This window comes from Denitrobacterium detoxificans (genome assembly GCF_001643775.1).
GTDB classification, from domain to species: domain Bacteria; phylum Actinomycetota; class Coriobacteriia; order Coriobacteriales; family Eggerthellaceae; genus Denitrobacterium; species Denitrobacterium detoxificans.
This window is the reverse complement of record NZ_CP011402.1, coordinates 1,216,428-1,239,220: the sequence shown is the minus strand read 5'-3', so window position 1 is coordinate 1,239,220 and position 22,793 is coordinate 1,216,428. Positions and strand designations below refer to the sequence as shown.

The following is a 22,793-nucleotide window of genomic DNA, read 5'->3' as shown; positions in this document are numbered from 1 at the left end:
CACGAACGGATGCGGCTCCCCTACAACCAAGATAAACCCGGTTAGTCGAGCGTGATAACGGTGCCCGTCTTGCCTTCCAGGCCAGCGGCAGCGCACTCGAGGCTCGTAATGAGAGCCTTGCCCTGCGGGTAGCGGCGCACGTAGTTGATGCAAGCCTGAACCTTGGGCAGCATGGAACCAGCGGCGAACTGCTCCTGAGCGATGTACTCTTCGGCCTCGGCAACCGTCATGTGGGAAATCTCTTCCTGATTGGGCTTGCCAAAGTTGATGCAAACCTTCTCGACGGCGGTAAGGATGACGAGCATGTCGGCCTTGAACGAAGCGGCCAGCATGGATGCGGAGTTATCCTTGTCGATAACGGCCGGAACGCCATGGTAGCTGTCGTTCGCCTCGATGACGGGAATGCCGCCGCCACCGGTGGAGACGACGATGTAGCCAGCGTCCATGAGGTCCTTCACGGCGTCGAATTCGACGATACGCTGGGGCTTCGGAGAAGCCACCACGCGACGCCAGCCACGGCCAGCATCTTCCTTCACCGTGCAGCCGGTCTTCTCGGCCAGAGCCTTGGCCTCTTCTTCAGTCATGAAGGCGCCCACGGGCTTGGTGGGGTTCTCGAAGGCAGGGTCGCTAGGATCGACAACCGTCTGCGTAACCACGTTGGCGGTGGAACGCATGATACCGCGATGCTTCAGCTCGCCCAGAATGGCCTGAGACAGATGGTAGCCGATGTAGCCCTGGCTCATGGCGCCACACTCGGGGAAAGGCATGGCCGGAACCTTGTTCGCGGGATCCTTGCAAGCGGCATCGAACGCGTTGTTGATCATGCCGACCTGGGGGCCATTGCCGTGCGTAACGATGGTGTTCACGCCCTCGCCCACCATATCAACGATGTGGCTGGCGGTGTTCTTCACGAGCTCGAGCTGCTCTTCGGGAGTATTGCCCAGAGCGTTGCCGCCCAGCGCGATAACTACGGAAGGGCCTTCACCTTTCTGATAAGGCATGGTATGTCCTTTCAAATGGCAGGGCCAGCCGAGAAGGCCGGCCCTGAAAAATCTAGCAAATGGTACGGCGATTTACGACAGGGTCGCGTACATGATGGCCTTGATGGTGTGCATGCGGTTCTCGGCCTCATCGAAGACGCGGCTCTGAGGACCTTCGAAGACCTCGTCGGTAACTTCCTGCTCGGTGATGCCGAACTGCTTGGCCTTTTCAGCACCGATGACCGTGTTGGTGTCATGGAAGCTGGGCAGGCAGTGCAGGAAGATGGCGGAAGGATCGGCCATGGCCATAACCTCGGAGGTTACGCGATACGGGGTGAGTTCCTTAATGCGGGACTCCCAAACCTCGTCGGGCTCGCCCATGGATACCCAAACGTCGGTGTAGATGGCATGTGCGCCCTTGACGCCCTCGGCAACGTCCTGCGTGAGGGTGCAGGTGCAGCCATTCTCCTCGAAGAAGGGCTTGGTGGCGTCGATAACGTCCTGAGCAGGCATGCAGGACTCGGGGCCGCAGGCCACGAAGTTCAGGCCCAGCTTGGCGCAAACGACCATGAGGGAGCGAGCAACGTTGTTCTTGCAGTCGCCCATGAAGACCAGCGTCTTGCCCTTGATGTCGTAGTTGAAGTTCTCCTGCATGGTGAGGATGTCGGCGAGCATCTGGGTGGGATGCCATTCCGTGGTGAGGCCGTTCCACACGGGCACGGAAGCGTTGGCGGCCAGCTCTTCGACGTCGCTCTGGGCGAAGCCGCGGAATTCGATGCCGTCATAGAAGCGATCGAGCACGCGAGCGGTGTCCTCGATGGACTCCTTCTTGCCCATCTGGCTGCTGCCGGGATCGAGGTAGGTCACGCCCATGCCCAGGTCCATAGCGCCAACTTCGAAGGAGCAGCGCGTACGAGTGGAGGTCTTCTGGAACAGCAGAACGATGTTCTTGCCCTCGAGGTAGCGGTGAGGCGTACCGGTGAGCTTCAGGTTCTTGAATTCGCGGGAGAGGCGAAGCAGGTAGTTGATTTCCTCGGCGGAGAAATCGAGAAGCTTCAGGAAGTCGCGACCGCTCAGGCTAGTAGGCATAATGTAGTTCCTTTCATAAGTCGCCTGGCATTCCAGGCGTTTGTAAGCAATTGCACGAACCACGTGGGTTCGAAAGGGCAAGACCTTAGAGGTCTTCGCGCCAGGCCGGCATGCTCATGCAGCGCGGGCCACCACGGCCGCGAGACAGCTCGCAGCTGGGGATGACGACCAGTTCAAGACCGTTCTTGTACAGAAAGTCGTTCGTGACGTTGTTGCGCTGGTAGACGCAGATCTTGCCAGGCTCGATGCACAGCGTGTTGCTGCCGTCGTTCCACTGCTCGCGCTCGGCGGCGATGCGATCGCCGGCGCCGCACTGCAGCAGCTGGACGGGCTGGCCCACGTACTTCGTGAGGATGCTCTCGAGGTCGGAGTCGAGGCGGTTGACCTTGACCTTGCCTTCCGCGCCCTTGGTGAGCTCGAAGACCGTGAGCGGGCCCAGGATGCCCGGGTGGATGGTGAACTTGTCGTGGTCGATCTGGGTGAACACCGTGTCCAGATGCATGAACGCGCGGCTGTTCGGGATGTCGAACGCCAGGATGGTGTCGATGCTGGAGCGCTCATCGTGGAAGATACTCTGAGCGAGCGTGTCGATGGCGTCGGGCTCGGTACGCTGGCTGATGCCGATGGCGAGCACGTGGTCGTTGATGTTCAGAACGTCGCCACCCTCGATGTGGAAGGCTTCCTTGCGGCTGTAGTACTGCGGGGTGCCCTTGAAATCGGGATGGTTGTCGAAGATGTACTGACCGTAGATCGTCTCGCGATTACGCGTGACGGAGTACATGCGGTGGATGGTTACGCCATTGCCCACCATCGCGAACGGGTCGCGGGTGAAGTACAGGTTGGGCATGGGATCGCAGACCATTTCCGTGGGGCTGCTCACGAGGTCGACCAGGCTGTTGGTGCGGTCGATATCGAGCTCGTCGAGCGTGATGCCAGTCATGGTCTTTTCGACCAGAGCCTTGGCATCGGCATACTCGGAATCGAGATACTCGTGCAGGATCTTGTGCCACTTGTCGGTGTGGACATTCGCCTCCTCGATCCACTGCTCGATGAACTGGCTGCGCAGAGCCGCGTTGTCGCGGATGGTTTCAGCCATGAGGTCCTCGAGGTAGACCACCTCGACGCCGTTATCGCGCAGAGCCTGCGCAAAGGCGTCGTGCTCCTGCTGAGCGATTTCCAGGAACGGAATATCGTCGAACAGCAGACGCTCGAGTGTGTCGGGGGTGAGGTTGAGAAGCTCGTTACCGGGACGGTGGAGAATGACCTTCTTTAGAGGTCCAATCTCGCTCTTGACGTTGACTCCGGTCATGAACGCCCTCCTTTTCTCTCTCGTGCGTTTTGCAATATGCATTTTCCGCGGTAGGCCCTTACCCGTAGGCCCGTTTAAGCGGAACGAGCAAACCATTGCATGCCCGGAAACGAAATGCAAGGAGAATTTGTAAGTATTGAAAAAACGTTTCCTTTGCGGGGTAAACGGTAGGTATTAGTCGGCGGACGGCTATTGACTTTTCGGGTTTTCAGGAAATCCAAAGCTTGGGAGCTCTTCAGAAATCTGAGCGTTCATCAGGGGATTTATACGTTTAGTCGGGTAGTATTTTCACAATCATAAGACCCTAAGGCTGTCAATATACGTCCCTTTCGCATATTTCCCCCATCTCATGCGATTAGCCCCATTTTCACCCCTCCAAAAGGGGTTATAGACGATTTTTCTGCATACGTAAGCGTGGGATATGCAAACGCGAAATCGCCGTGCATTACACCCTCTCCACCCCCTACGTACGCAACATATACGGCAAGTAACCCTATCCGTTCGACATATCAACATGACCGTGACAAATGACGAAAAGCGGGAAGGCACCCCTACACTTGTACAAAAACGAATAGGAGACGCAATGGAACTCATAGAAGCAGTCGAACAGCGCCACTCCGTGCGATCCTACACAGAGCGGCCCATCGACACCAAAACACTCGACATCCTGCAAGAGCAGATTGAAAAGGCGAACCAAGAGGGCGACCTCCGTTTTCAGCTCGTACGCAACAATCCCGTAGCCTTCAAGGGAGTGCTCGCCAAATACGGACACTTCGAAAACGTGCACACATATATATGTTGCGTCGGAAAGAAAGAACCAAACATCGAACAGCGCATTGGGTACTATGGCCAGCGCATCGTCCTAAACGCACGCGCGATGGGCATAGACAGCTGCTGGGTTGCGGGAACATACAACAAGCGAAATGCCGCTTGCGCCATCTTCAAGGGCGAAAAGCTTTATTGCGTCATCGCGCTGGGATACGGCAAAACGCACGGATCGCCTCGCAAAAGCAAGCCAGTGGAAAAGTGCTACCAGCTAGGCAAAGGCGTAGACGCCGCACCAGAATGGTTCGTATCCGCCATGAACGCAGCCATGCTCGCGCCCACCGCAATGAACCGCCAGGATTTCGTCATCACGCTCGAGCCAGGTAACGTGGTAAAGGTAAACCCCACGTCGCGCGGCTCGCTCCCAAAGATCGACATCGGCATCGTGAAGTGCAATTTCGAAATTGGCGCAGGAGATACGCGATTTGCCTGGAGCTGTTCGTAAGAACGCAACGACTCACGCGCGACACCCAAGAAACTCCCCATACGAATCGCGAGCTACGCGAAATATGGGCAATACCAAAAGAAAGCAGCCGACGAAACGTCGGCTGCTGCAATTTCGCGGCGACAAAAACGCCATCCGAAGCATAGGCTAAATGGTGCGCCCGGCGGGACTCGAACCCACAACCGTCGGATTAGAAGTCCGATGCTCTATCCATTGAGCCACGGGCGCATTAGCAGAGTTATTCTATCGCATCGAACTACGAAAGACCGAACCAAAGCATAAATTTCGGCACGTACCCCGAAACCCAGATAACCAGAATGAGCGCGGGAACGCCCCACGTGAGCCACAAACGCGCCCACCGGGGGAAATGCATGCCCTCGCCCGCATCGGCCTCGGCAACGAAATTATCCCAGCCCCATCCGAACTTCGAAACGCAAAAGACGACGTAGAGCAGGCTGCCAAGGGGCAGAAGGTTATTCGAGACGATGAAGTCCTCGATCGACTGGATATCGCCAATACCGGGAACGGTAACGCCAGCCCACAGATTGAAGCCAAGCGCGCAGGGAATGCTCAGAACGGTGACCATGATGGCGGTATAGGCAACCGCCTGCGTGCGCGTCCAGTTCCAGCGATCCATGCCAAAGCTGATGAGATTCTCGAACACGGCGATGATAGTAGACAAAGCCGCGAAGCTCATGAACACGAAGAAGAGCGCTCCCCACAGCTGACCCAAGGGCATTTCACCGAAGATCGTGGGCAGGGTCACGAACACCAACGACGGACCCTGGCCGGGGTTCACGCCAAAGGCAAAGCATGCGGGAAAGATGATGAGGCCCGCAACGATGGCCACAAAGGTGTCGAGCCCAACAATGCGCACGGCCTCGCCCGTAAGGCTGCGTTCCTTGCCCAGGTAGCTACCGAACACCTCCATAGCGGAAATGCCCAGGGAAAGCGTGAAGAACGCCTGGCCCATTGCGGCGAAGACGGCATCGAGGAAGGTTTCGGGGGTGGCCATGAGCTTGCCGAAATCCGGAACCAGATAGAATGCGAGGCCCGCTTCGGCACCAGGAAGCGTTACGGCGCGAATGGCCAGCGCAACCATGATGATCAGGAGCGCGCCCATCATGAACTTCGTAATGCGCTCGACGCCCTTCTGCAGACCAAGGCTAACGACGAAGAACCCAAGCAGGATGGCAACGAGCATCCAGGCAACCTGCTGGCCGGGGTCGGCAAGGGTAGCCTCGAACGCAAGCCCCACGCCCTCGGCGGAAAGGCCGTTGAACTCGCCCGATGCCATCTTGGCAACGTAGCTGACCATCCAACCACCCACCGTGGTGTAGAACATCATGAGGAGCATGCAGCCAAGGTAGCCCCACCAGCCGAACCAGCCCCACTTCTTCTTCGGGGCAAGCACGTCGAAGGCCTTCGCCGAGCTCTTCTGGCTGGCACGGCCCACGGCAAATTCCATCACCATGACCGGTAGACCCAGAATAACCAGGAAGATCAAGTACAGCAGAACGAACGCCGCACCACCATACTCGCCCGTGATATACGGAAAGCGCCATACATTGCCCAGGCCGATCGCACATCCCGCAGAAATGAGAATAAAGCCCAAACGCGAGCCAAAGCGTTCGCGCGGGGCGCTTTCACCAATAAGTTGTTCCGCCATTTCGTTCCCTAATCCACAATCTAAGCCACTATGCGTGAGCGAAATTATACATGACGCTATAGTCGGATAAAGCGCGAAGAGCAAGCATCCATCAAGCTACGAAAGCTCGTCCATAGCGCGATTGGCAAGCTCGTCGGCCTTGTTGTTACCAGCGTTATCGGCATGGCCCTTGACCTTGTTGAACGTGATATCCGAAAACTGCTTCTTCTCGGCCAGGAGTTCGAGCCACAGATCCTTATTGGCAACCGGCTCCTTCTTTGAATTCTTCCAGCCCTTCTTCATCCAGCCATAGATCCAGCTGGTAATGCCGTTGTATACGTAGGCGCTATCCATGTAGACGTCGACGCCCACGTTCTTGTTCTTGATGGCGCGCAGCCCCTGGATGCAGCCCATGAGCTCCATCTTGTTATTGGTGGTGTTAACCTCGCCATCCCACAGTTCCTTGGTATGGTCGCCCCAGATAAGGTAGGCGCCCCATCCGCCTACGTTGCGGTCGTTCTGGTTTCCGCGGCATCCGCCGTCGCAGTACAGCTGAACCCTCACCGGCTACTCCCCTTCTCCGAAATACGACGCGCAGTTCAGCGGCGTCTCGTAGCAATCAATTTGCGAGACGGGAAATCCCTTGGCAGCAAGGCTATCGTAGAAATGACGTGCCAGGTTTTCAGCCGTAGTGCGAAACGGAACGATGGTAGGGGCGAAGCCTTCGCCACGCAGCGCCTCGATGGTGGCATCGGACAGCGTGCCCTCTTCCACGAGAAACGTATGGTCGAACGCCTCGGTAAGCTCGCGGACGGCCTTCTTGAACTCGCCAAAGTCGACCACCATATCGCGCATGGTTCCCTGAGTGCGCAAGCTGGGCTGACGCAGGTAGGCGACCACCTTCCAGCGATGGCCATGAAGGTTTTCGCACTTGCCATAGTAATCAGATAGAAAATGAGCGCTATCGAAGCAGCTCTCGGTTTTCAAACCGTACATACACATCCATATCGTTCGCGGTTGTTTAACTGAATGATGATAGCACGGAGGCAGCGTGTGCTACCATGGATGCCCAAAACGAAGGAGAAATACGTGTCCGTTCTGCTCACCTGCAAAGACGTCCATCTCGACTACCCCACGAAGGAAATATTCCGAGGGGTCACGCTCGGCGTGAACACGGGCGACCGCATCGGCATCGTTGGCTTGAACGGCCACGGGAAGTCTACCCTGCTCAACGTGCTGTCCGGAAGCGTTGCGCCCGATTCGGGTCAGGTCATCGCAACGAGCAACGCCACCATAGGCGTCTTGCGTCAGCACGACGAATTCAACGACGAAGACGTGGTACGCGACATCCTGGCGTCAACCGAGACCAGGGCCTACACCTGGGAGGCAGACCGCACGACGCGCGGAATCGTAGAAGAGCTGCTCGGTGACGTAAGCCTCGACAGCAACGTGGGAAGCCTATCGGGCGGACAGCGCAGGCGCGTGGACCTCGCTCGCCTGCTCATCGGCGACTGGAACGTGCTCATGCTTGACGAGCCCACGAACCATCTGGACATCGGCGCCATTCACTGGCTGGCGAATCACCTGTCCACACGCTGGGCCGCAGGCGACGGCGCCCTTCTCGTGGTGACGCACGATCGCTGGTTCCTCGATGAGGCCTGCCAGAGCATGTGGGAAGTGCATGACGGAATGGTAAGCCCCTTCGAAGGCGGCTACTCCGCATACATCATGCAGCGCGTGGAACGCGACAGGCTCGAAGCGCTCGCCAAGCAGAAGCGCGCAAACCAGCTCCGCAAAGAGCTGGCATTTCTCTCGCGCGGCGCCCAGGCACGACGCAGCAAGCCTAAATTCCACGTTGAAGCCGCGCAGGCCCTCATCGCTGACGAACCGCCCGTACGGAACCCCATCGAGCTGAAGCAAATGGCCACCGCGCGCTTAGGCAAGCAAGTGCTCGAACTCAACGACGTATGCGTCGACCGCGGGGGCAAACGCGTGCTGAACGAAATCACGTGGAACATTGGCCCTGGCGATCGCATTGGCATCCTGGGTGAAAACGGCGTTGGAAAGTCCACGCTGCTGAACGTGCTCAATGGCAGGCTGCGCCCCACGCTCGGCCACATCAAGATTGGCCGCACGGTAAAGTTCGCCACGCTCACGCAGAACCTCGACGAGCTTCGACCCATCGAAGACGACGTCGTTCGCGTGGTTCTGTCGCGATACAAAACGTACTACAAGGTCGACGGCAGAAACCTCAGCCCCTCGGCCATGCTCGAGCGCCTGGGCTTTTCCCGCGACGAGCTCAACGCACGCGTGAAGGACCTTTCCGGCGGGCAGCGTCGTCGCTTCCAGCTGCTGCTCATCCTGCTCGATGAGCCAAACGTCCTGGTCCTCGACGAGCCGGGCAACGATTTGGACACCGATATGCTTGCCATCACAGAAGACCTACTCGACACCTGGCCGGGCACGCTCATCGTGGTCAGCCACGACCGCTATTTCATCGAGCGCGTCACCGATGACCAGTACGCCATCTTGGGCGGACGGGTCTTCCACGTACCAGGCGGCGTCGACGAATACCTGAAGCGCCTGGAACGCGAGAAGAGCATGGCTGCAACGGCCGAGAGCAAACCCGCTGCCCCGCATCAGCAGAAGGAAGCCACGGCAGGGTTCTCCAATGCCGAGCTGCGCGAGATGAAGAAGCAGCTCCGCAGCCTAGAACGTAAAATGAACACCCAGCAGAGCAAGGTAGACAAGAAGAAGGCCGAATTGCAGGAATGCGACCCATTCGACTACGCCGCACTCGGGGCGATTCAGCAGGAAATCCAGCAAGCGCAAGACAACCTGGACGCCCTCGAGCTGGAATGGCTCGAGCTCTCCGAGAAGCTCGAAGGATAAATCACCTGCATATGTGTGCTGAATCTCGTATTTGAGAAGGACTTTGAGCTATAGCGCCATCGCACATCGAAGATACTGCTATAGTTTCAAACATATATGTGCAAACACGCATGTTGTTAGAAGGAGAAACAGTGTCTGAATTTACAGCACGCGATATCGATGGCTCGGTAGCCGTCCTTATCCCTTGCTACAATGAAGCGGTAACGATTGCTAAGGTTATCGACGATTTCAAACGCGAGCTTCCCGAAGCCGATATCTACGTCTACGACAACAACTCCTCCGATGGCACGGGCGACATCGCCCGCGAGCACGGGGCTATCGTCCGCACCGAAACGCGACAGGGCAAGGGCAATGTCGTTCGTCAGATGATTCGCGAAATCGACGCCGATTACTACATCATGGTCGATGGCGACGATACGTACCCCGCAGAGGCAGCTGCCTCGCTCATCGAGCCCCTGGTGAACGAACGCGCCGACATGACCGTTGGCGACCGTCTTTCCAACGGCAGCTACGGCGAGGAAAACGACCGTGCGTTCCATGGCCTGGGCAACAACCTGGTCCGTTGGCTCATCAAGGTTATCTACGGCTTCGAATTCCACGACGTCATGACGGGCTACCGCGCATTCAACCGCGTGTTCGCGAAGACCATGCCGGTTATCAGCCCCGCATTCGAAATCGAAACCGAACTCTCCATCCACGCCGTCGACAAGCGTTGGCGTGTCGTGGAAGTGCCCATCGACTACCGCGATCGCCCCGAAGGCAGCTACAGCAAGCTTTCCACGTTTGGCGATGGCTGGAAGGTGCTCAAGTGCATCGGTCAACTGTTCAAGGACTACCGTCCGCTGGCCCTGTTCGGTTGGCTTGCCCTCATCCTGGTAATCATCGGCCTGATCGTAGGCATTCCGGTTATCGGCGAATTCAACTCCACGGGCCAAGTGCCCAGGCTCCCATCGGCCATCGTGGCCGTGGCCTTCGTTGGCGCGGGCATGCTCAGCTTCAGCTGCGGCCTCATCCTCGACACCTCGGTGAACAATCACCGCAAGGATTACGAGATGTCGGTCATCGAAGCATACCGACGCTACGGAAAGAAATCCGAGAAATAAAAAACGAAAGGCCAGCAAACGCTGGCCTTTTATTATGCCCTGGAGCCAGTGACAGGACTCGAACCTGCAACCGCCTGATTACAAATCAGATGCGCTACCATTGCGCCACACTGGCACTTCAGAGCAAGCAGTATTATGCCATAGATTCCGTTAAATGACTGAAAAAAGATAATCGACCCCACCTGCTACCTCGCATGACTCTACTATTGAAGAGACAAAGCGAAAGCGACCGCCAAAGGAGATAACGCGTGCTCGAAGCGCTTCAGAACTTCCAAACCGAATTCCCCCTCCTCAATACCATCCTCACGGGTGCGGCTATATTGTTTGCCACCTGGGTCATCGAACGAATCGTGCGACGCATCATCATGCACATTGGCCGCAACGACAACATCGACTTGCCCGCAGGATCCATCTTCGCGAACATCGCACGTGTGGCGCTGTGGCTATTCGGCCTAATCATCGTTGCAAAAGTCTGCTTCGGCTATGACCTTACGGCATTCATCGCAGCCCTGGGCGTTGGAGGCATCGCCCTTTCGCTGGGCCTGCAAGACACCATTGCTAACCTCTTTGGTGGCCTGCAGATCACCCTTGGGCGCATCGTCGATCCTGGCGACTACTTCTACGTAGACAACGCCGTCGCGCGCGTAACCGACGTATCGTGGCGCCACACCACTCTCGTCGACGCCACGGGCAGCACCTACATCGTTCCGAATTCCGTCATGTACAAGAACAAGCTCGTAGAGGCGGGAGAATTCGGGCTGGTCAACGTACCGATCATTCTCGACCCCACGACTAACCTCGACGAATTCACCGAGAAGGTGAAGGAAGCCCTATCCGAAACCTTCACCGAAACCTTGGGCCCATTGGGCATTCGCGTGCTCATGAATGGCATGTCCCTAGGCGGGCTTTCGGGCACCGTCACCGTGGACATCCAACGCGATGCCTACAGCAATGCGGTGGCAGCGAACATGATCTCACGCGCGATTGACCCACTGCTCAAGCAGTACGGAACGAAGGCATATTCGATGCAGTAAAGGAAACCCCCGCAGCCCGAACGACGGAAGCTGCGGGGTTTCTTGCATACGCTACCGGGCAATGGAGCGAAGGTGCTCCCAGGTGGCATTACGACCCTGGATAACGGATTCTATCTCCTCGTCGCTCAGGGCGCGGAAGCGCGCCTGACGGCGTAGATAATGTTCCACGCTCCCCCAAGCATCGCCCTCGGCAAACTCACGCGGATTACGCGAAAGCTTGAAGAAACCGCCCGCAACGTCGCTCACGGCAGGCCCACGATATTCCGCCAGATACCAGAGACCGCAATCTACCACTTCCTTGGCAATGTCGATGGTCTCGTCGACGCCGCAGCCCCAGCCTGTTGGGCAAGGGGCAATCACGTGGATGAAGCGCGTGCCCTTCATCGACTTCGCCACCTCGACCTTGCGAATAAAGTCATTGAGATAGCCAATGCTCGCGGTAGCTGCATAGGGAATGCCATGCGCGGCAACGATCTCGAACAGGTTCTTCTTTTCCGTAAGGCAACCATGCGCATTGCGACCAGCGGGCGTGGTAGTGGTCTTGGCGCCAAAGGGCGTAAGCGAGCTCTTTTGAATGCCCGTATTCATATACGCTTCGTTGTCGTAACAGATGTACAGGATGTCGTCGTTTCGATCGATGGCACCCGAAAGCGCCTGCAAGCCGATATCGGCCGTGCCACCATCGCCTGCAAAGCCCACGACCGTGCAGTCATCAGGCTTGGCCCCTTGAGCACGAAGCCCCGCTTCGATGCCAGAAAGAACGGCAGCGGTTGCCGCAAAAGGCGTGATCATGGCGTTATTTGCAAAGCACAGCTGGGGAAAGTTGAATCCAACGGCACTCATGCAGCCCGCAGGAAGCGCCGCAACGGCATGAGGGCCCAGCACCTTGAGCGCCTGACGCAGCACCAGCGAACCGCCGCAGCCAGCACAGGCCTTGTGCCCGAAGAAGAACTCGTCATCGGTAATAGTCTTAGCGGTGATAGCCATTAGAGCACCTCCCCTTCATCCTCCACGCGCAGGAAGCTCACCAGGGGAACAGAGCCGCCCTCGGCAACCTTCTGCAGGCTTGCGAAAATGCCATGCATATCCTCGCGGGAAATGTCGTCGCCACCCAGGCCACCCACGAAATTGCGCGCAGGAATAGAAGCGCCTGCTCGCTGAAGCGCGGAATTCACATTCGTGAACACCGTACCCTCGGCGCCAAACGAGATATCCTTTTCAAGCACGCCCACGCAGGCCGCACCCGAAAGCGCTTCGCAAAGCGCCTCATACGGGAAGGGCCTCATGTAGCGGATGCGCACGGACCCAGCCTTCACGCCCTCGGCCCTCAGGTCGCGCACTACCTCTTCGGCAAGGCCGGCAATAGTGCCCAGAGAAACCAGGATGAAATCGGCATCCTCGCAAGCATACGTTTCGATGGCGCCTGTGTACGTACGGCCGAACGTCGCAGCAAACTCAGCTTCCACCTGGTCTATCACGGAAAGCGCACTGCACATGTCCTCATGTGCGCGGTACTTGTAGTAGCGGTTGTACGCAGGCCCCGCCGAATACCCAATGTTCACGGGATGTTCGAAATCGAAGCGATTCGCGGTAGCGTATGGCGGAAGGAACGCATCAGCAGCTTCCTGCGTGGGAACATGCACCTGCTCGTATGTATGCGTAAGGGCAAACCCGTCGAGGTTCACCATAACCGGCGTGGCAACGCGCGGGTCTTCGGCAATTCGATACGCCATGAGCGCAAGATCGAGCGCCTCCTGGGCATCGCGCGCGTACACCTGAATCCAGCCATGGTCGAGCAGACCCAGCGAATCACGCTGATCGCCATAGATATTCCAAGGCAAGCAAGTTGCCCTGTTCGCATTCATCATGACAATAGGGAACCTACCACCGGCAGCATACGTAAGGCATTCCGCCATGTAGAGCAAGCCCTGACTGCTCGTTGCGGTAAACGTACGCGCACCCGTGGCAGCAGCACCAATGGCCGCAGAAAGGGCCGTGTGCTCGCTTTCTACGTGCAGGTACTCCGCCACCAGGTCGCCACGCTCCACCATTTCGGAAAGACGTTCGACCACGACGGTCTGCGGCGTAATGGGATACGCGGAAATGACCTGGGGCCGAGCAAGGCGCACGCCCTCGGCGAATGCTTCGTCACCCGAAAGGAAACGCTTATCGCTCATCGTCGCATCCTTTCTCGGGAATCATCGCAAGAGCCCCGAAACGACACACGGTAACGCAAATGCCGCAGCCCTTGCAGAAATCCAGGTCGACAAAGAGAGAAGGCTGGCCGCTCCCCTCTTCGGCATGGGTCTTGCGAATCGCCCCATCGGGGCAGTACATGTAGCATTGCAGGCACGAGGTGCACGAGTCGGCATTAATCACCGGACGCTGCTGACGCCATCCGGCATTGCGTTCCACCAGATGACCAGCCTCGAAGCACGTCGAACGGTCGAATTGCGCAGGCACGCATTCCCATTGGCGAAGCGTGGGAATGACGATTCCGCTCTGCTTTGAAGAAATGCCCATTATGCATTACCTCCGTCTTCGCCTGTAGCCAAAACGGCATCGACAACCGCAAGGTTCTTCGCATGCAGCTTCGCGGGCATGTAATGCTCAATCGACCAGGCGAGCGCATCGCGGCCGAACCCATCAACCATGCAGGTGAGCTTGGCCAGCAGCGCCGTATTGGGAATGGCACGGCCGAGTATCCTCTGGGATACCCCATCCGCATCAACCGTAACGATGCGCGCATCGTCAAATGAACGCACACTATTGACCAGGGCGAAACCACCGGGCTTCAATTCCTCGTCCCAGCCCTCGTCGAAGAGCGTGTCGTCGAGGTAGGCCACGATGTCGGCCCGAGTGCATGCGCTCCTATCGCCAATGGGGGCATCGTCAAGTTTCGTAAACGCACGCATGGGAGCGCCACGTCGTTCGGGACCGAACGAGGGAAAGGCAAGCGCGTGTTTGCCATCGGGAGCGCTATACCCCGCGGCAAGCAAGCGCGCAGCAGTGAAGGCACCCTGTCCGCCCCTTCCATGCCATATGACTTCAATCACTATGATTCCTTCCAGAAACCGCCAACCCCAGATTGCCAAAGGGGCGGCGCCGATAAATACCGGCGCCGCCCAGGTGCATGCGTTAACGGAAACGTTCGAATTTAGAACTGCACGTAACGGGAGAGGTTCTTCGTAAGGCTATCGACAAACACCTTGCTGAGGCCCTCGATCTGCTCGCCCCTACGCGCAATGTAGCCGAGCTTCAGCGTAACGTCGGTCTCGAGCGGCAGCGTCTGCAGCAGGCTGCCGTCGGTAATGCCCACCAAGATGCCACTCGTGATAGTGTAGCCATTCACCGCGCAAATGAGCTCGGTGAGGCTGGCGCGATCGGTAGTGGCGATGCGCTTAGTTCGCGGCACGTTGGCCAGAGCCTCCTCGTAGAACGCGTAGGAATCGCCTTTTTCCTGCTCGAAGTACACGTAGGGGTAATCTTCCAGATCTTCGATGCGCAGGCTTGCCGCGTTGGAAAGCGGGTGGCTAGCCGGAAGCGCCACGTAAGGCTTGCTGCTGATGATGGGCGTGAACTCCAAGCCAGATTCCTCCAGCGTATGATTCAGCTCATCGGCGTTCTCGGTGGTCTCGAAGATGACGCCCAAATGGCTACGGCCGCTGTAGACATCCTCGATGACGCTACGCGTGGTGCCATTGCGGAACGCATAGGAATACTCGACACCGCCACCTGCAAGCACGGTATGGGCAAACGCCTGAACGCTAAATAGATAATGCTGACCCGATACAGTGAATTTCTTAGCCATGATAACTCCCTGATCCTTCGTTCAACCTATTAGTTGTTTTCACGTTCGTCGATGAAGCGCGAAGCCTTATGCTCGCTCGAAACGCCCAGCTTGCCAGCATCGAACACGATGACCTTCGCGGGACGCACGCCCGTATGGGCCTTCAGCGCCTGCTCGACACGCTTCGAAACGGCATCGTATGCCTCATCGGAGCCCTGCGCACGCTCGACGGAAACCTCGTAACGCGTGGTGTAGTTCTCATTGTAAACGCGAATGGAGTATTCACCGGTGAGACCACGCTCGGCACGCACGACATACTCTACGTCGGAGGGGAACACATTCACGGCGCCAACGATAAACATCTCGTCCTTGCGACCGGTAACGTGAATGCGAGCATGGGTACGACCGCATTCGCACTTTTCGGTGCTTACGTAGCCAATGTCGCCCGTACGGAAACGAATCATGGGACGAGCCTTCTTCATGAGCGTGGTGTACACCAGTTCGCCCTTGCTGCCCGGAGCAAGCACTTCGCCCGTAACGGGGTCCACCGTCTCGACCAGGATCTGATCTTCCACGATGTGCAGGCCATCCTTGGCCTCGCACATGGCAGCGCACGCACCGTAGATGTCGGACAGGCCGAAGAAGTCGACGACCTTCGCGCCCCACATCTCCTCGATGGCCTCGCGCGTGCTCTTGATGGAGCCGCCGGGCTCACCCGCAACGATAATGGTGTGAATGCTGAAGTCCTTCTTGGGGTCGAGGCCCTTGGCCTTGGCCTTCTCGCCCAGGGCCCATGCGTACGAGGGGCTCGTCCAGATGACGGTGGGCTGATAGTGCTGAAGCACGAACATGAGACGATCGCTGGGAACGGCACCAACCCAGATGGCCGTAGCGCCCAGGCGCTGAGCGCCGATTACGTCGGGGCCGCCAACGTACAGGGCGAAGTTCAAGCCGTGAACGTAACGGTCGTTCGGACGCATGCCAGCCTGCCAGAACAGACGAGCCTCGGTGTCCTGCCACAGGTCGAAGTCCTCCTGCGTGAAGGGGCTTACCGTGGGAACGCCCGTGGATCCAGAGGAAGTAGCCATGAAGACGACGTCGTCTTCGGGAACGGAGCACATCTCGCCGAAGAAGGTGCCAACATGCTGGGTATCGCGCTCCGTCTGCTTGTTGATGAAGGGAAGCTTCTGAATGTCGCTAAGCGTCTTGATGTCCTCGGGGGCAACGCCGGCCTCGTCGAAGCTACGATGGTAATACACGGTATTGTCGTAGGCGTACTTCACCATCTCCTGAAGACGCTCGAGCTGAAGCTTCTCAAGCTCGGGGCGCGGCATGCACTCGATTTCGGGATCGTAGTATTTCTGATCGTACGGGATGTTCTTTTTCGCCATGCCTAGCTCCTTATCGATATTGCATAACACGCCAAAGCGTTTTGTCTGACGCATATGAATGATTTCATGAGTTAAATGCCGATGCAATAGATAACGTATTGAGTATAAGCGAGTTCTCGTTATCGCTATTCTAGATAGCAAATTCGCCATCAAGCGGTTACACTTCTAACAAAGCGATTCACGCCAAAAGGAGTGCGAAGATGACGCTGCAGCAACTGCGTTACATACTGGCCGTAGCAGAATACGGCTCCATCAACGCCGCGGCCACGCGGCTCTATTCGTCGCAGAGCAATCTATCCACGGCCATCAAGGACCTTGAAAGCGAACTGGGCATTTCCATCTTTCGTCGTAGCAACCGCGGCGTAACGCTCACCAACGAGGGCACCGAGCTTTTAGGCTACGCACGGCAGGTCATCACGCAAGCAGACCTCTTGGAAGCGCGCTACAGCCACGACGATTCCGACCAGGCCCGCTTGGCAGTGTCTACGCAGCATTACTCGTTTTCCGTGGAAGCATTCGTACGCACGCTGGAAGAATGCGGTGGCGACGAATACGAGTTCGTCCTCCGCGAAACGGGCACCTTGCAGATCATCGAGGATGTAAAAGAGTTCCGTAGCGAAATCGGCATCCTATACACCGATAACTACAATCAGCGCGTGCTCTGGAAGGCGTTCGATGACGCGCATCTCATGTTCTACCCGCTCTTTGAGGCGCCCGTGCACGTGTTCGTGGGGGAACATCACCCGTTAGCAAAACGGAAGACGATTCAGCCTGGCGACTTGGCTGAATATCCTCGTTATTCGTTCCTGCAGGACGAGCGAAACTCCTTCTATTATTCCGAGGAGCCCTTCGCCTACCTGCCCCACGCGAAGAACGTGCGCATCACCGATCGCGGAACGCTCGCTAACCTGCTTGCAAGTTGCAACGGCTACACCATTTCCACGGGTCTGCTTTCCAGCGAAATGTACACGGGCATTGCGAGCATCCCACTGGAAACGAAGGAGACCATGAAGGTAGGCTACGTAATCCACCAGGGCCGCGATACGGGCTGGTTGCTCCATTCGTATATAGCGAACCTGAAGAAGCTCATCGCCGCCTGCCCCGACGTAACGAGCTACGTAAGCTAGAGCAGCGACTGAGGGTCCACGTCAATCGCGACGCTCACCGTGCTCTGGGCCTTGCGAGCGCGAAAGACGGGAGCCAGCACCGTGGCGATATCAGACCCAAGCGGCGCCTTCACGCTAATGTGATAGCGATAGTTGCCACGCAAACGCGAAAGCACGCATGGCACCGGAGGCAATATGAGCCAATCGCCCACGGCTACCTTCGATAGCTGATCGCGTAGCTGCTCGTACAGTTGAATGGCGTGATCGCGCACTTCCCCTTCGTTCTTGCCCCAAATGCGCACGTCGGCCAAGCGCACGTACGGAGGATATTGCAGGGCCTTTCGCTTGGGGAGCTCATCCTTCAGGAATGCCGCGCGGTCGTAACGGGCGGCGGCGCGTATGGCGGCAGACGACGCGTTATACGTTTGCACGATGACGCGGCCCGGCAAATCGGCGCGACCCGCACGCCCCGCAACCTGCTGAATCAAATCGAACGTACGCTCGCCCGAACGAAAATCGGGAAGACGCAACTGCGTATCGGCATTGATGACGCCCACGAGCGTCACGTCGTCGAAGTCGAGGCCCTTTGCGATCATCTGGGTACCCAGCAAAACGGCGGCATCGGCCGACGCAAAGCGCTCGAGCAACGCACGATGAGCACCCTTGTGCGACGTCGTGTCAGCGTCCATACGAATGAGGTCGACGACGATGTCGCCTTCGGAAATGGGCATGGACGAAGGCGCTTCCGCATCGGAAGAGCACGTGACGTGGTAGCGGGATCCAAACGCCTCGATCGTTCCCCGCAGTTCGGCTTCCACGCGCTGCGTGCCCGCGCCAAACTTCTTCAGGTAGGGGCTACCGCATTCGGGGCACAGCGCTGGTGCCGCCATGGTATAGCCGCAATGATGGCACACCAGGGAAGCGCCGCGCTCATGGTAGGTAAGCGACGTAGAGCAGCTGGGGCACGTGGGCACGAACCCGCATTCGCGACAAAGCAGAAACGAGGCGAAGCCACGCTGGTTGAGCATGAGGACGGCCTTGCGACCTTGGTCTATGGTCTCCTTCAGGGCGTTCTGCAACTTGCGAGAGAACATGGAACGACTGCCGCTGCCAAATTCATTCGCCATGTCCACGACATCGACGCGCGGCATGGGCTTGCCGTTCGCGCGTTCAGGCAGCTCGACGCAAGACCACGCTTCATCGAAATGAACACGATGGAGCGTTTCGATGGAAGGCGTGGCACTACCCAAAACGAGCGCACCGCCCACATGCTGAGCCATCCACGCAGCTACGTCACGCGAGACGTAGCGCGGGGCCTGGTCTTGCTTATACGAACCTTCGTGCTCCTCGTCGATGACGATGAGGCCAAGATTTGCAAGCGGAGAGAAGAGCGCACTTCGGGCGCCCACAACGACGCGCGCATCACCCGAGCGAATGAAATCCCACTGGTCGTAGCGCTCCCCCACGCTCATACGAGAATGAAGTACAGCGACCATGTCGCCGAATCTACCCCTGAAGCGAGCAACCGTCTGCGGCGTAAGGGAAATCTCAGGCACGAGGACGATAGCCGTCTGACCCGCCTTGATAACACGCTCGATGGCCTGCAGGTAGACTTCCGTCTTGCCCGAGCCCGTAACGCCATCCAAGAGCACGACGCGCCCGCAATGGGCGTTGTAAGCCTGCTCGATTTCGGCAAGCGCGCGTTCTTGTCCCTCGGTAAGCTGCGGTTTGGCGGTGGGCTCGAAGCCGACGGAACGATAGTCCATCTGCGTGCCCGCGCCGTCAACGCGCTCCATGCCACGCATGCGACGACGCGATTCCACCGCAAGCACGCCCCGTTTCTCAAGGGACTTCAGCACGCTCGAAACCGAGCCGTATTCCGCAGTGAGTTCGGCAACGCGCAACTCGCCCGCGGAAAGCGCCTGAAGAATGGCCTCTTGTTTGACCGCTCCCTTGCGTGGGGTAAATTCAGCCGCTGCCGGCAGAAGCCGCACCCAACGGTCATCGACCTCTCCAACCGTAGGCTGCTCCAAGCGCCAGCCATGAGCACCCCGCACCATACGAGGAACGCCACCAGGCGGCGTGAACAGGCGAACGCAGCTGGAAAGCGGTGCGACATAGCGATTAGCAAGGAATTCCGCACATGCGGCGCCGTTCTCATCGAAGAAGGGCTTGCTGAGCACGGACGCAATAGGCTTAAGCTTTGACGCCTTGCAACCAGCATCGGCCTCGAGCGAAGCAAGGTCGTCTTCCGCATATTCGCTCACGCACATAACGAAGCCAACGGCCTGCCGGCCGCCAAACGGCACCAGAACAGAGCACCCGACCTGGAAATCATCCAGATGATCGGGTGCAATGTAGGTGTAAGCGCTATCGAGCGCCTGAGTTGGTATGTCGAGGACTACCTGCGCAGTGCGCATGGACTACAGCCCGCAAGCAGCGCGCAATTCGTCGACCTTGTTCGTGGCTTCCCACGTAAACTCGGGAAGCTCGCGGCCAAAGTGGCCATATGCGGACGTCTTGCGGAAGATGGGACGGCGCAGATCGAGGGCATCGATGATGGCAGCCGGACGCAAGTCGAAGACCTGGCTGACGGCAGCTTCGATCTTTTCGATTTCCACCGTGTTGGTACCAAACGTTTCCACCAGGATGGAAAGGGGACGTGCCACGCCAATGGCGTAAGCGAGCTCGATTTCGCACTTGCTTGCCAAGCCCGCAGCCACGATGTTCTTGGCAACCCAACGAGCCGCATACGCAGCGGAACGGTCGACCTTGGTGGCATCCTTGCCGCTGAACGCGCCGCCGCCGTGGCGACCCATGCCACCGTAGGTGTCGACAATGATCTTGCGGCCGGTGAGGCCCGTATCGCCCATGGGGCCACCCACGACGAACCTACCCGTGGGGTTCACGAAGACCTCGGCTCCTTCCCAAGCGACGCCCTCGCGCTCGAATACGGGAGCAATGACATGCTCGATAAGGTCGGCCTTGATCTGCGGCGTTTCCACTTCGGGAGCATGCTGCGTAGAGATGAGCACCTTTTCGACGCCCACCGGCTTGTCGTCGACATAGCGAACGGTGACCTGCGTCTTTCCGTCGGGACGCAGGTACGGCAGCTCGCCGTTCTTGCGCACCTCGGTAAGACGTTCGGAAAGACGATGCGCCAGGAAGATGGGCATGGGCATAAGCGTGCTGGTTTCGTTGCACGCGTAGCCAAACATCACGCCCTGGTCGCCAGCGCCAATGGTGTCGTACGGATCGTTTTCGGCGGCTTCGCCATGCTGCGCCTCGTAGCTTTCGTCGACGCCCGCAGCGATATCGGCAGACTGCGCGTGCATGTAGTTGGCAACAGCGCACGTTTCAGCGTCGAAGCCCATGTCGGAACCCGTGTAACCAATTTCGCGCACGACATCACGCACGATGGTGTCCACGTCGACGTAGGCCTGGGTGCGAACTTCGCCCATAACGGTAATGATGCCCGTGGTGGTGAACGTCTCGATGGCGGTGCGCACCTCGTTGATATCGGCAGCGGTACCACTGTTGGGCGAAACGTAACCAGCTTCCTGAAGGGCGGCTTCGCGCTCGAGGATGGCATCGAGGATGGCATCGGAGACCTGGTCGCAAATCTTGTCGGGATGCCCCTCTGTGACCGATTCGCTCGTAAACAGGTAGGAACGACCCTGGGTTTCATTCGCCATGGAACTATCTCCTTCGTAAGTAGCGGCGGATGGGCTCTACGCCCGTATTTTTTCTTGCGTGCAATGATACACTTTTACGGAAAAAACCATTCGAACTTTTCGGAGAGAACCCATGACGCTGAACAAACAGTACACCAATGAGTTTACGAGGATAATCGAGCAGCTCGATGGCGATATTGACAGCCGTCGCGCTGCATTCGCATATATGGAGAATTCCACGGCCATCGTGCACTACGAGCTCGCCGAGTCCTCGTTCGTGCCGCGCCTGTTCGATCGCGCCACCTACGACGAAATGAAGCACGTAGCAGAAACAACACATACCATCTGCGAAAAGGTCATGCGCCATTACCTGGACGACGCAGACTATCGCCAGATCTTCGAATACGACGAGCGCCTGGCGGATCTCATTATGATTCCCCAGCGCTATGATGCACTGCTTCCCTTCGCCCGCTTCGACATTTTCCTGAACGAAGACGACCTGACCAGCGGATTTTGCGAGCTAAATGCCGACGGATCCTCGGGCATGAACGAAGACCGCGAGCTAAACATCTCGCTTGCGAACAGCAAGACCATGCAGGAATTCAAGAAGAACCATACTGTGCAGACAAGCGATCTGTTCTACCCTTGGGTCGACGAGTTCATCCGCATCTACAACACGTTCGAGAACCGCGTCGAGCATCCCACGTTCGCAATCGTGGACTTCATGGAAAACGCCGTGGTCGACGAATTCAAGGTGTACTGCACCTACTTCGCGCAGCGCGGATACCCTTGCATCGTTGCCGATGTGCGCGACCTGGTCTTCGAAGACGGCGTGCTCCGCACGAAATCTGGTCGCCGCGTCGATGCCATCTGGCGTCGCAGCGTCACCAACGACATCCTGAACCACTGGGACGAAAGCCAGCCGCTCATCGAAGCCACCCGTGCGGGAGCCGTGGCGCTCATCGGAAGCTTCGCGGGCCACATCGTTCATGACAAGCAGATCTTCGACGCGCTCTTTCATCCGAAGACGCGCGCGTTCCTTACGCAAGAGGAATGCGATTTCGTTGACGCCCACGTTCCGCAGACGAAGTTCCTCGACGACGCTCACATCAATTTGGACGAGGTGCGCGCGAACAAGGACAGCTGGATTATCAAGCCCACCGACCAGTATGGCGCCGCCGACGTCTACGCAGGCCAGATGCATACCCAAGAGGAATGGGAAGCCATCGTGAGCAAATTCGCAAATGGCGCCGCTGGCGCACCCTTCCTGGTGCAGACGTACCTCACGCCCTACGAGACCGACGTGCTGCCCATCGTTCCCGACATGCTGGAACGCGATGCCGCCGACATTCCGCGTCAGCTGAGGCCCTACAAGAACCTGAATGGCCTCTACGTGTTCAACGGAACCTTCGCGGGCGTGTTCAGCCGCCTGGGGCCAAATGCCATCATCAGTAATCCCATGGGCGACCTTACGAGCGCAACCATCTGGGTCGACTGCGACCTGTAA

At 58.0% G+C, this 22,793-nt stretch carries 20 protein-coding genes and 2 tRNA genes; 6 read left to right on the top strand and 16 right to left on the bottom strand.

Translation table 11 applies throughout. The features are described 5' to 3' along the window. Positions 1 to 41: 41 nt before the first annotated feature. The 3 genes from arcC to arcA form a co-directional block, all read right to left on the bottom strand. Positions 42 to 1,001, bottom strand: coding sequence for a carbamate kinase (gene arcC / locus AAY81_RS05255; RefSeq protein ID WP_066662279.1), 960 nt, complete (start codon positions 999 to 1,001; stop codon positions 42 to 44). A gap of 72 nt (positions 1,002 to 1,073) precedes the next feature. After that, positions 1,074 to 2,069, bottom strand: a complete 996-nt coding sequence (gene argF / locus AAY81_RS05250; protein WP_066662276.1) for an ornithine carbamoyltransferase — start codon at positions 2,067 to 2,069, stop codon at positions 1,074 to 1,076. A gap of 85 nt (positions 2,070 to 2,154) precedes the next feature. Beyond that, complete coding sequence (gene arcA / locus AAY81_RS05245; protein ID WP_066662274.1) at positions 2,155 to 3,378, bottom strand: arginine deiminase; 1,224 nt, start codon at positions 3,376 to 3,378, stop codon at positions 2,155 to 2,157. A 583-nt stretch (positions 3,379 to 3,961) separates the two neighbouring features. Here arcA and AAY81_RS05240 point away from each other — a divergent pair. Next, positions 3,962 to 4,648: a nitroreductase family protein gene (locus tag AAY81_RS05240; RefSeq protein WP_066662273.1), complete on the top strand. Its 687-nt coding sequence runs from the start codon at positions 3,962 to 3,964 to the stop codon at positions 4,646 to 4,648. A 152-nt stretch (positions 4,649 to 4,800) separates the two neighbouring features. Here AAY81_RS05240 and AAY81_RS05235 read toward each other — a convergent pair. The 4 genes from AAY81_RS05235 to AAY81_RS05220 form a co-directional block, all read right to left on the bottom strand. Further along, positions 4,801 to 4,876, bottom strand: a tRNA-Arg gene (locus tag AAY81_RS05235). A 28-nt stretch (positions 4,877 to 4,904) separates the two neighbouring features. Next, positions 4,905 to 6,317 (bottom strand): sodium-dependent transporter, encoded by a 1,413-nt coding sequence (locus AAY81_RS05230; protein ID WP_066662272.1) that lies wholly within the window; start codon positions 6,315 to 6,317, stop codon positions 4,905 to 4,907. A 96-nt stretch (positions 6,318 to 6,413) separates the two neighbouring features. Next, entirely contained in the window at positions 6,414 to 6,860 is a 447-nt protein-coding gene (rnhA, locus tag AAY81_RS05225) for a ribonuclease HI (RefSeq protein WP_066662271.1), read from the bottom strand. 3 nt (positions 6,861 to 6,863) lie between these two features. Further along, positions 6,864 to 7,292: a 6-pyruvoyl trahydropterin synthase family protein gene (locus AAY81_RS05220; RefSeq protein WP_066662269.1), complete on the bottom strand. Its 429-nt coding sequence runs from the start codon at positions 7,290 to 7,292 to the stop codon at positions 6,864 to 6,866. A 69-nt stretch (positions 7,293 to 7,361) separates the two neighbouring features. Between AAY81_RS05220 and AAY81_RS05215 the strand changes: the two genes are divergently transcribed. Further along, positions 7,362 to 9,188 (top strand): ABC-F family ATP-binding cassette domain-containing protein, encoded by a 1,827-nt coding sequence (locus AAY81_RS05215; RefSeq protein ID WP_205630812.1) that lies wholly within the window; start codon positions 7,362 to 7,364, stop codon positions 9,186 to 9,188. A 131-nt stretch (positions 9,189 to 9,319) separates the two neighbouring features. After that, a complete protein-coding gene (locus AAY81_RS05210) occupies positions 9,320 to 10,291 on the top strand; it encodes a glycosyltransferase family 2 protein (protein ID WP_240480551.1) in 972 nt (323 codons plus the stop codon). A gap of 40 nt (positions 10,292 to 10,331) precedes the next feature. Here AAY81_RS05210 and AAY81_RS05205 read toward each other — a convergent pair. Next, positions 10,332 to 10,406, bottom strand: a tRNA-Thr gene (locus AAY81_RS05205). A gap of 133 nt (positions 10,407 to 10,539) precedes the next feature. Here AAY81_RS05205 and AAY81_RS05200 point away from each other — a divergent pair. Further along, positions 10,540 to 11,325 (top strand): mechanosensitive ion channel family protein, encoded by a 786-nt coding sequence (locus tag AAY81_RS05200; protein WP_066662261.1) that lies wholly within the window; start codon positions 10,540 to 10,542, stop codon positions 11,323 to 11,325. A gap of 51 nt (positions 11,326 to 11,376) precedes the next feature. Here the strand turns inward: AAY81_RS05200 and AAY81_RS05195 are convergent, their stop codons facing one another. The 6 genes from AAY81_RS05195 to AAY81_RS05170 form a co-directional block, all read right to left on the bottom strand. Then, positions 11,377 to 12,312, bottom strand: a complete 936-nt coding sequence (locus AAY81_RS05195; protein WP_066662259.1) for a thiamine pyrophosphate-dependent enzyme — start codon at positions 12,310 to 12,312, stop codon at positions 11,377 to 11,379. Further along, positions 12,312 to 13,502, bottom strand: coding sequence for a pyruvate ferredoxin oxidoreductase (gene porA / locus AAY81_RS05190; protein ID WP_066662256.1), 1,191 nt, complete (start codon positions 13,500 to 13,502; stop codon positions 12,312 to 12,314). Before porA ends, AAY81_RS05195 begins: the two co-directional genes overlap by 1 nt. Beyond that, on the bottom strand, positions 13,492 to 13,848 hold the full coding sequence (locus AAY81_RS10685; protein ID WP_240480550.1) for a 4Fe-4S binding protein: 357 nt from the start codon (positions 13,846 to 13,848) through the stop codon (positions 13,492 to 13,494). Before AAY81_RS10685 ends, porA begins: the two co-directional genes overlap by 11 nt. Then, positions 13,848 to 14,381 carry a 2-oxoacid:acceptor oxidoreductase family protein gene (locus AAY81_RS10680; protein ID WP_066662254.1) on the bottom strand — a complete coding sequence of 178 codons (534 nt, stop codon included), beginning with the start codon at positions 14,379 to 14,381 and terminating at the stop codon, positions 13,848 to 13,850. The genes AAY81_RS10685 and AAY81_RS10680 overlap by 1 nt, the downstream gene beginning before the upstream one ends. 101 nt (positions 14,382 to 14,482) lie before the next feature. Next, positions 14,483 to 15,136, bottom strand: a complete 654-nt coding sequence (locus AAY81_RS05175) for a LysR family transcriptional regulator substrate-binding protein (RefSeq protein ID WP_066662252.1) — start codon at positions 15,134 to 15,136, stop codon at positions 14,483 to 14,485. Positions 15,137 to 15,165: 29 nt separating this feature from the next. Then, a complete protein-coding gene (locus AAY81_RS05170) occupies positions 15,166 to 16,506 on the bottom strand; it encodes a phenylacetate--CoA ligase family protein (protein WP_066662250.1) in 1,341 nt (446 codons plus the stop codon). A gap of 200 nt (positions 16,507 to 16,706) precedes the next feature. Here AAY81_RS05170 and AAY81_RS05165 point away from each other — a divergent pair, with 200 nt between their 5' ends. After that, positions 16,707 to 17,633, top strand: a complete 927-nt coding sequence (locus tag AAY81_RS05165) for a LysR family transcriptional regulator (protein ID WP_066662245.1) — start codon at positions 16,707 to 16,709, stop codon at positions 17,631 to 17,633. Here the strand turns inward: AAY81_RS05165 and priA are convergent. Together priA and metK are read right to left on the bottom strand one after the other, a co-directional pair. Then, positions 17,630 to 20,032 carry a replication restart helicase PriA gene (priA, locus tag AAY81_RS05160; protein WP_066662243.1) on the bottom strand — a complete coding sequence of 801 codons (2,403 nt, stop codon included), beginning with the start codon at positions 20,030 to 20,032 and terminating at the stop codon, positions 17,630 to 17,632. The genes AAY81_RS05165 and priA overlap by 4 nt on opposite strands. Positions 20,033 to 20,035: 3 nt before the next feature. Continuing rightward, positions 20,036 to 21,307 (bottom strand): methionine adenosyltransferase, encoded by a 1,272-nt coding sequence (gene metK, locus AAY81_RS05155; protein WP_066662240.1) that lies wholly within the window; start codon positions 21,305 to 21,307, stop codon positions 20,036 to 20,038. A 112-nt stretch (positions 21,308 to 21,419) separates the two neighbouring features. On the opposite strand from metK, the gene AAY81_RS05150 reads away from it, so the two are divergent. Further along, positions 21,420 to 22,793 (top strand): circularly permuted type 2 ATP-grasp protein, encoded by a 1,374-nt coding sequence (locus AAY81_RS05150; protein WP_066662233.1) that lies wholly within the window; start codon positions 21,420 to 21,422, stop codon positions 22,791 to 22,793.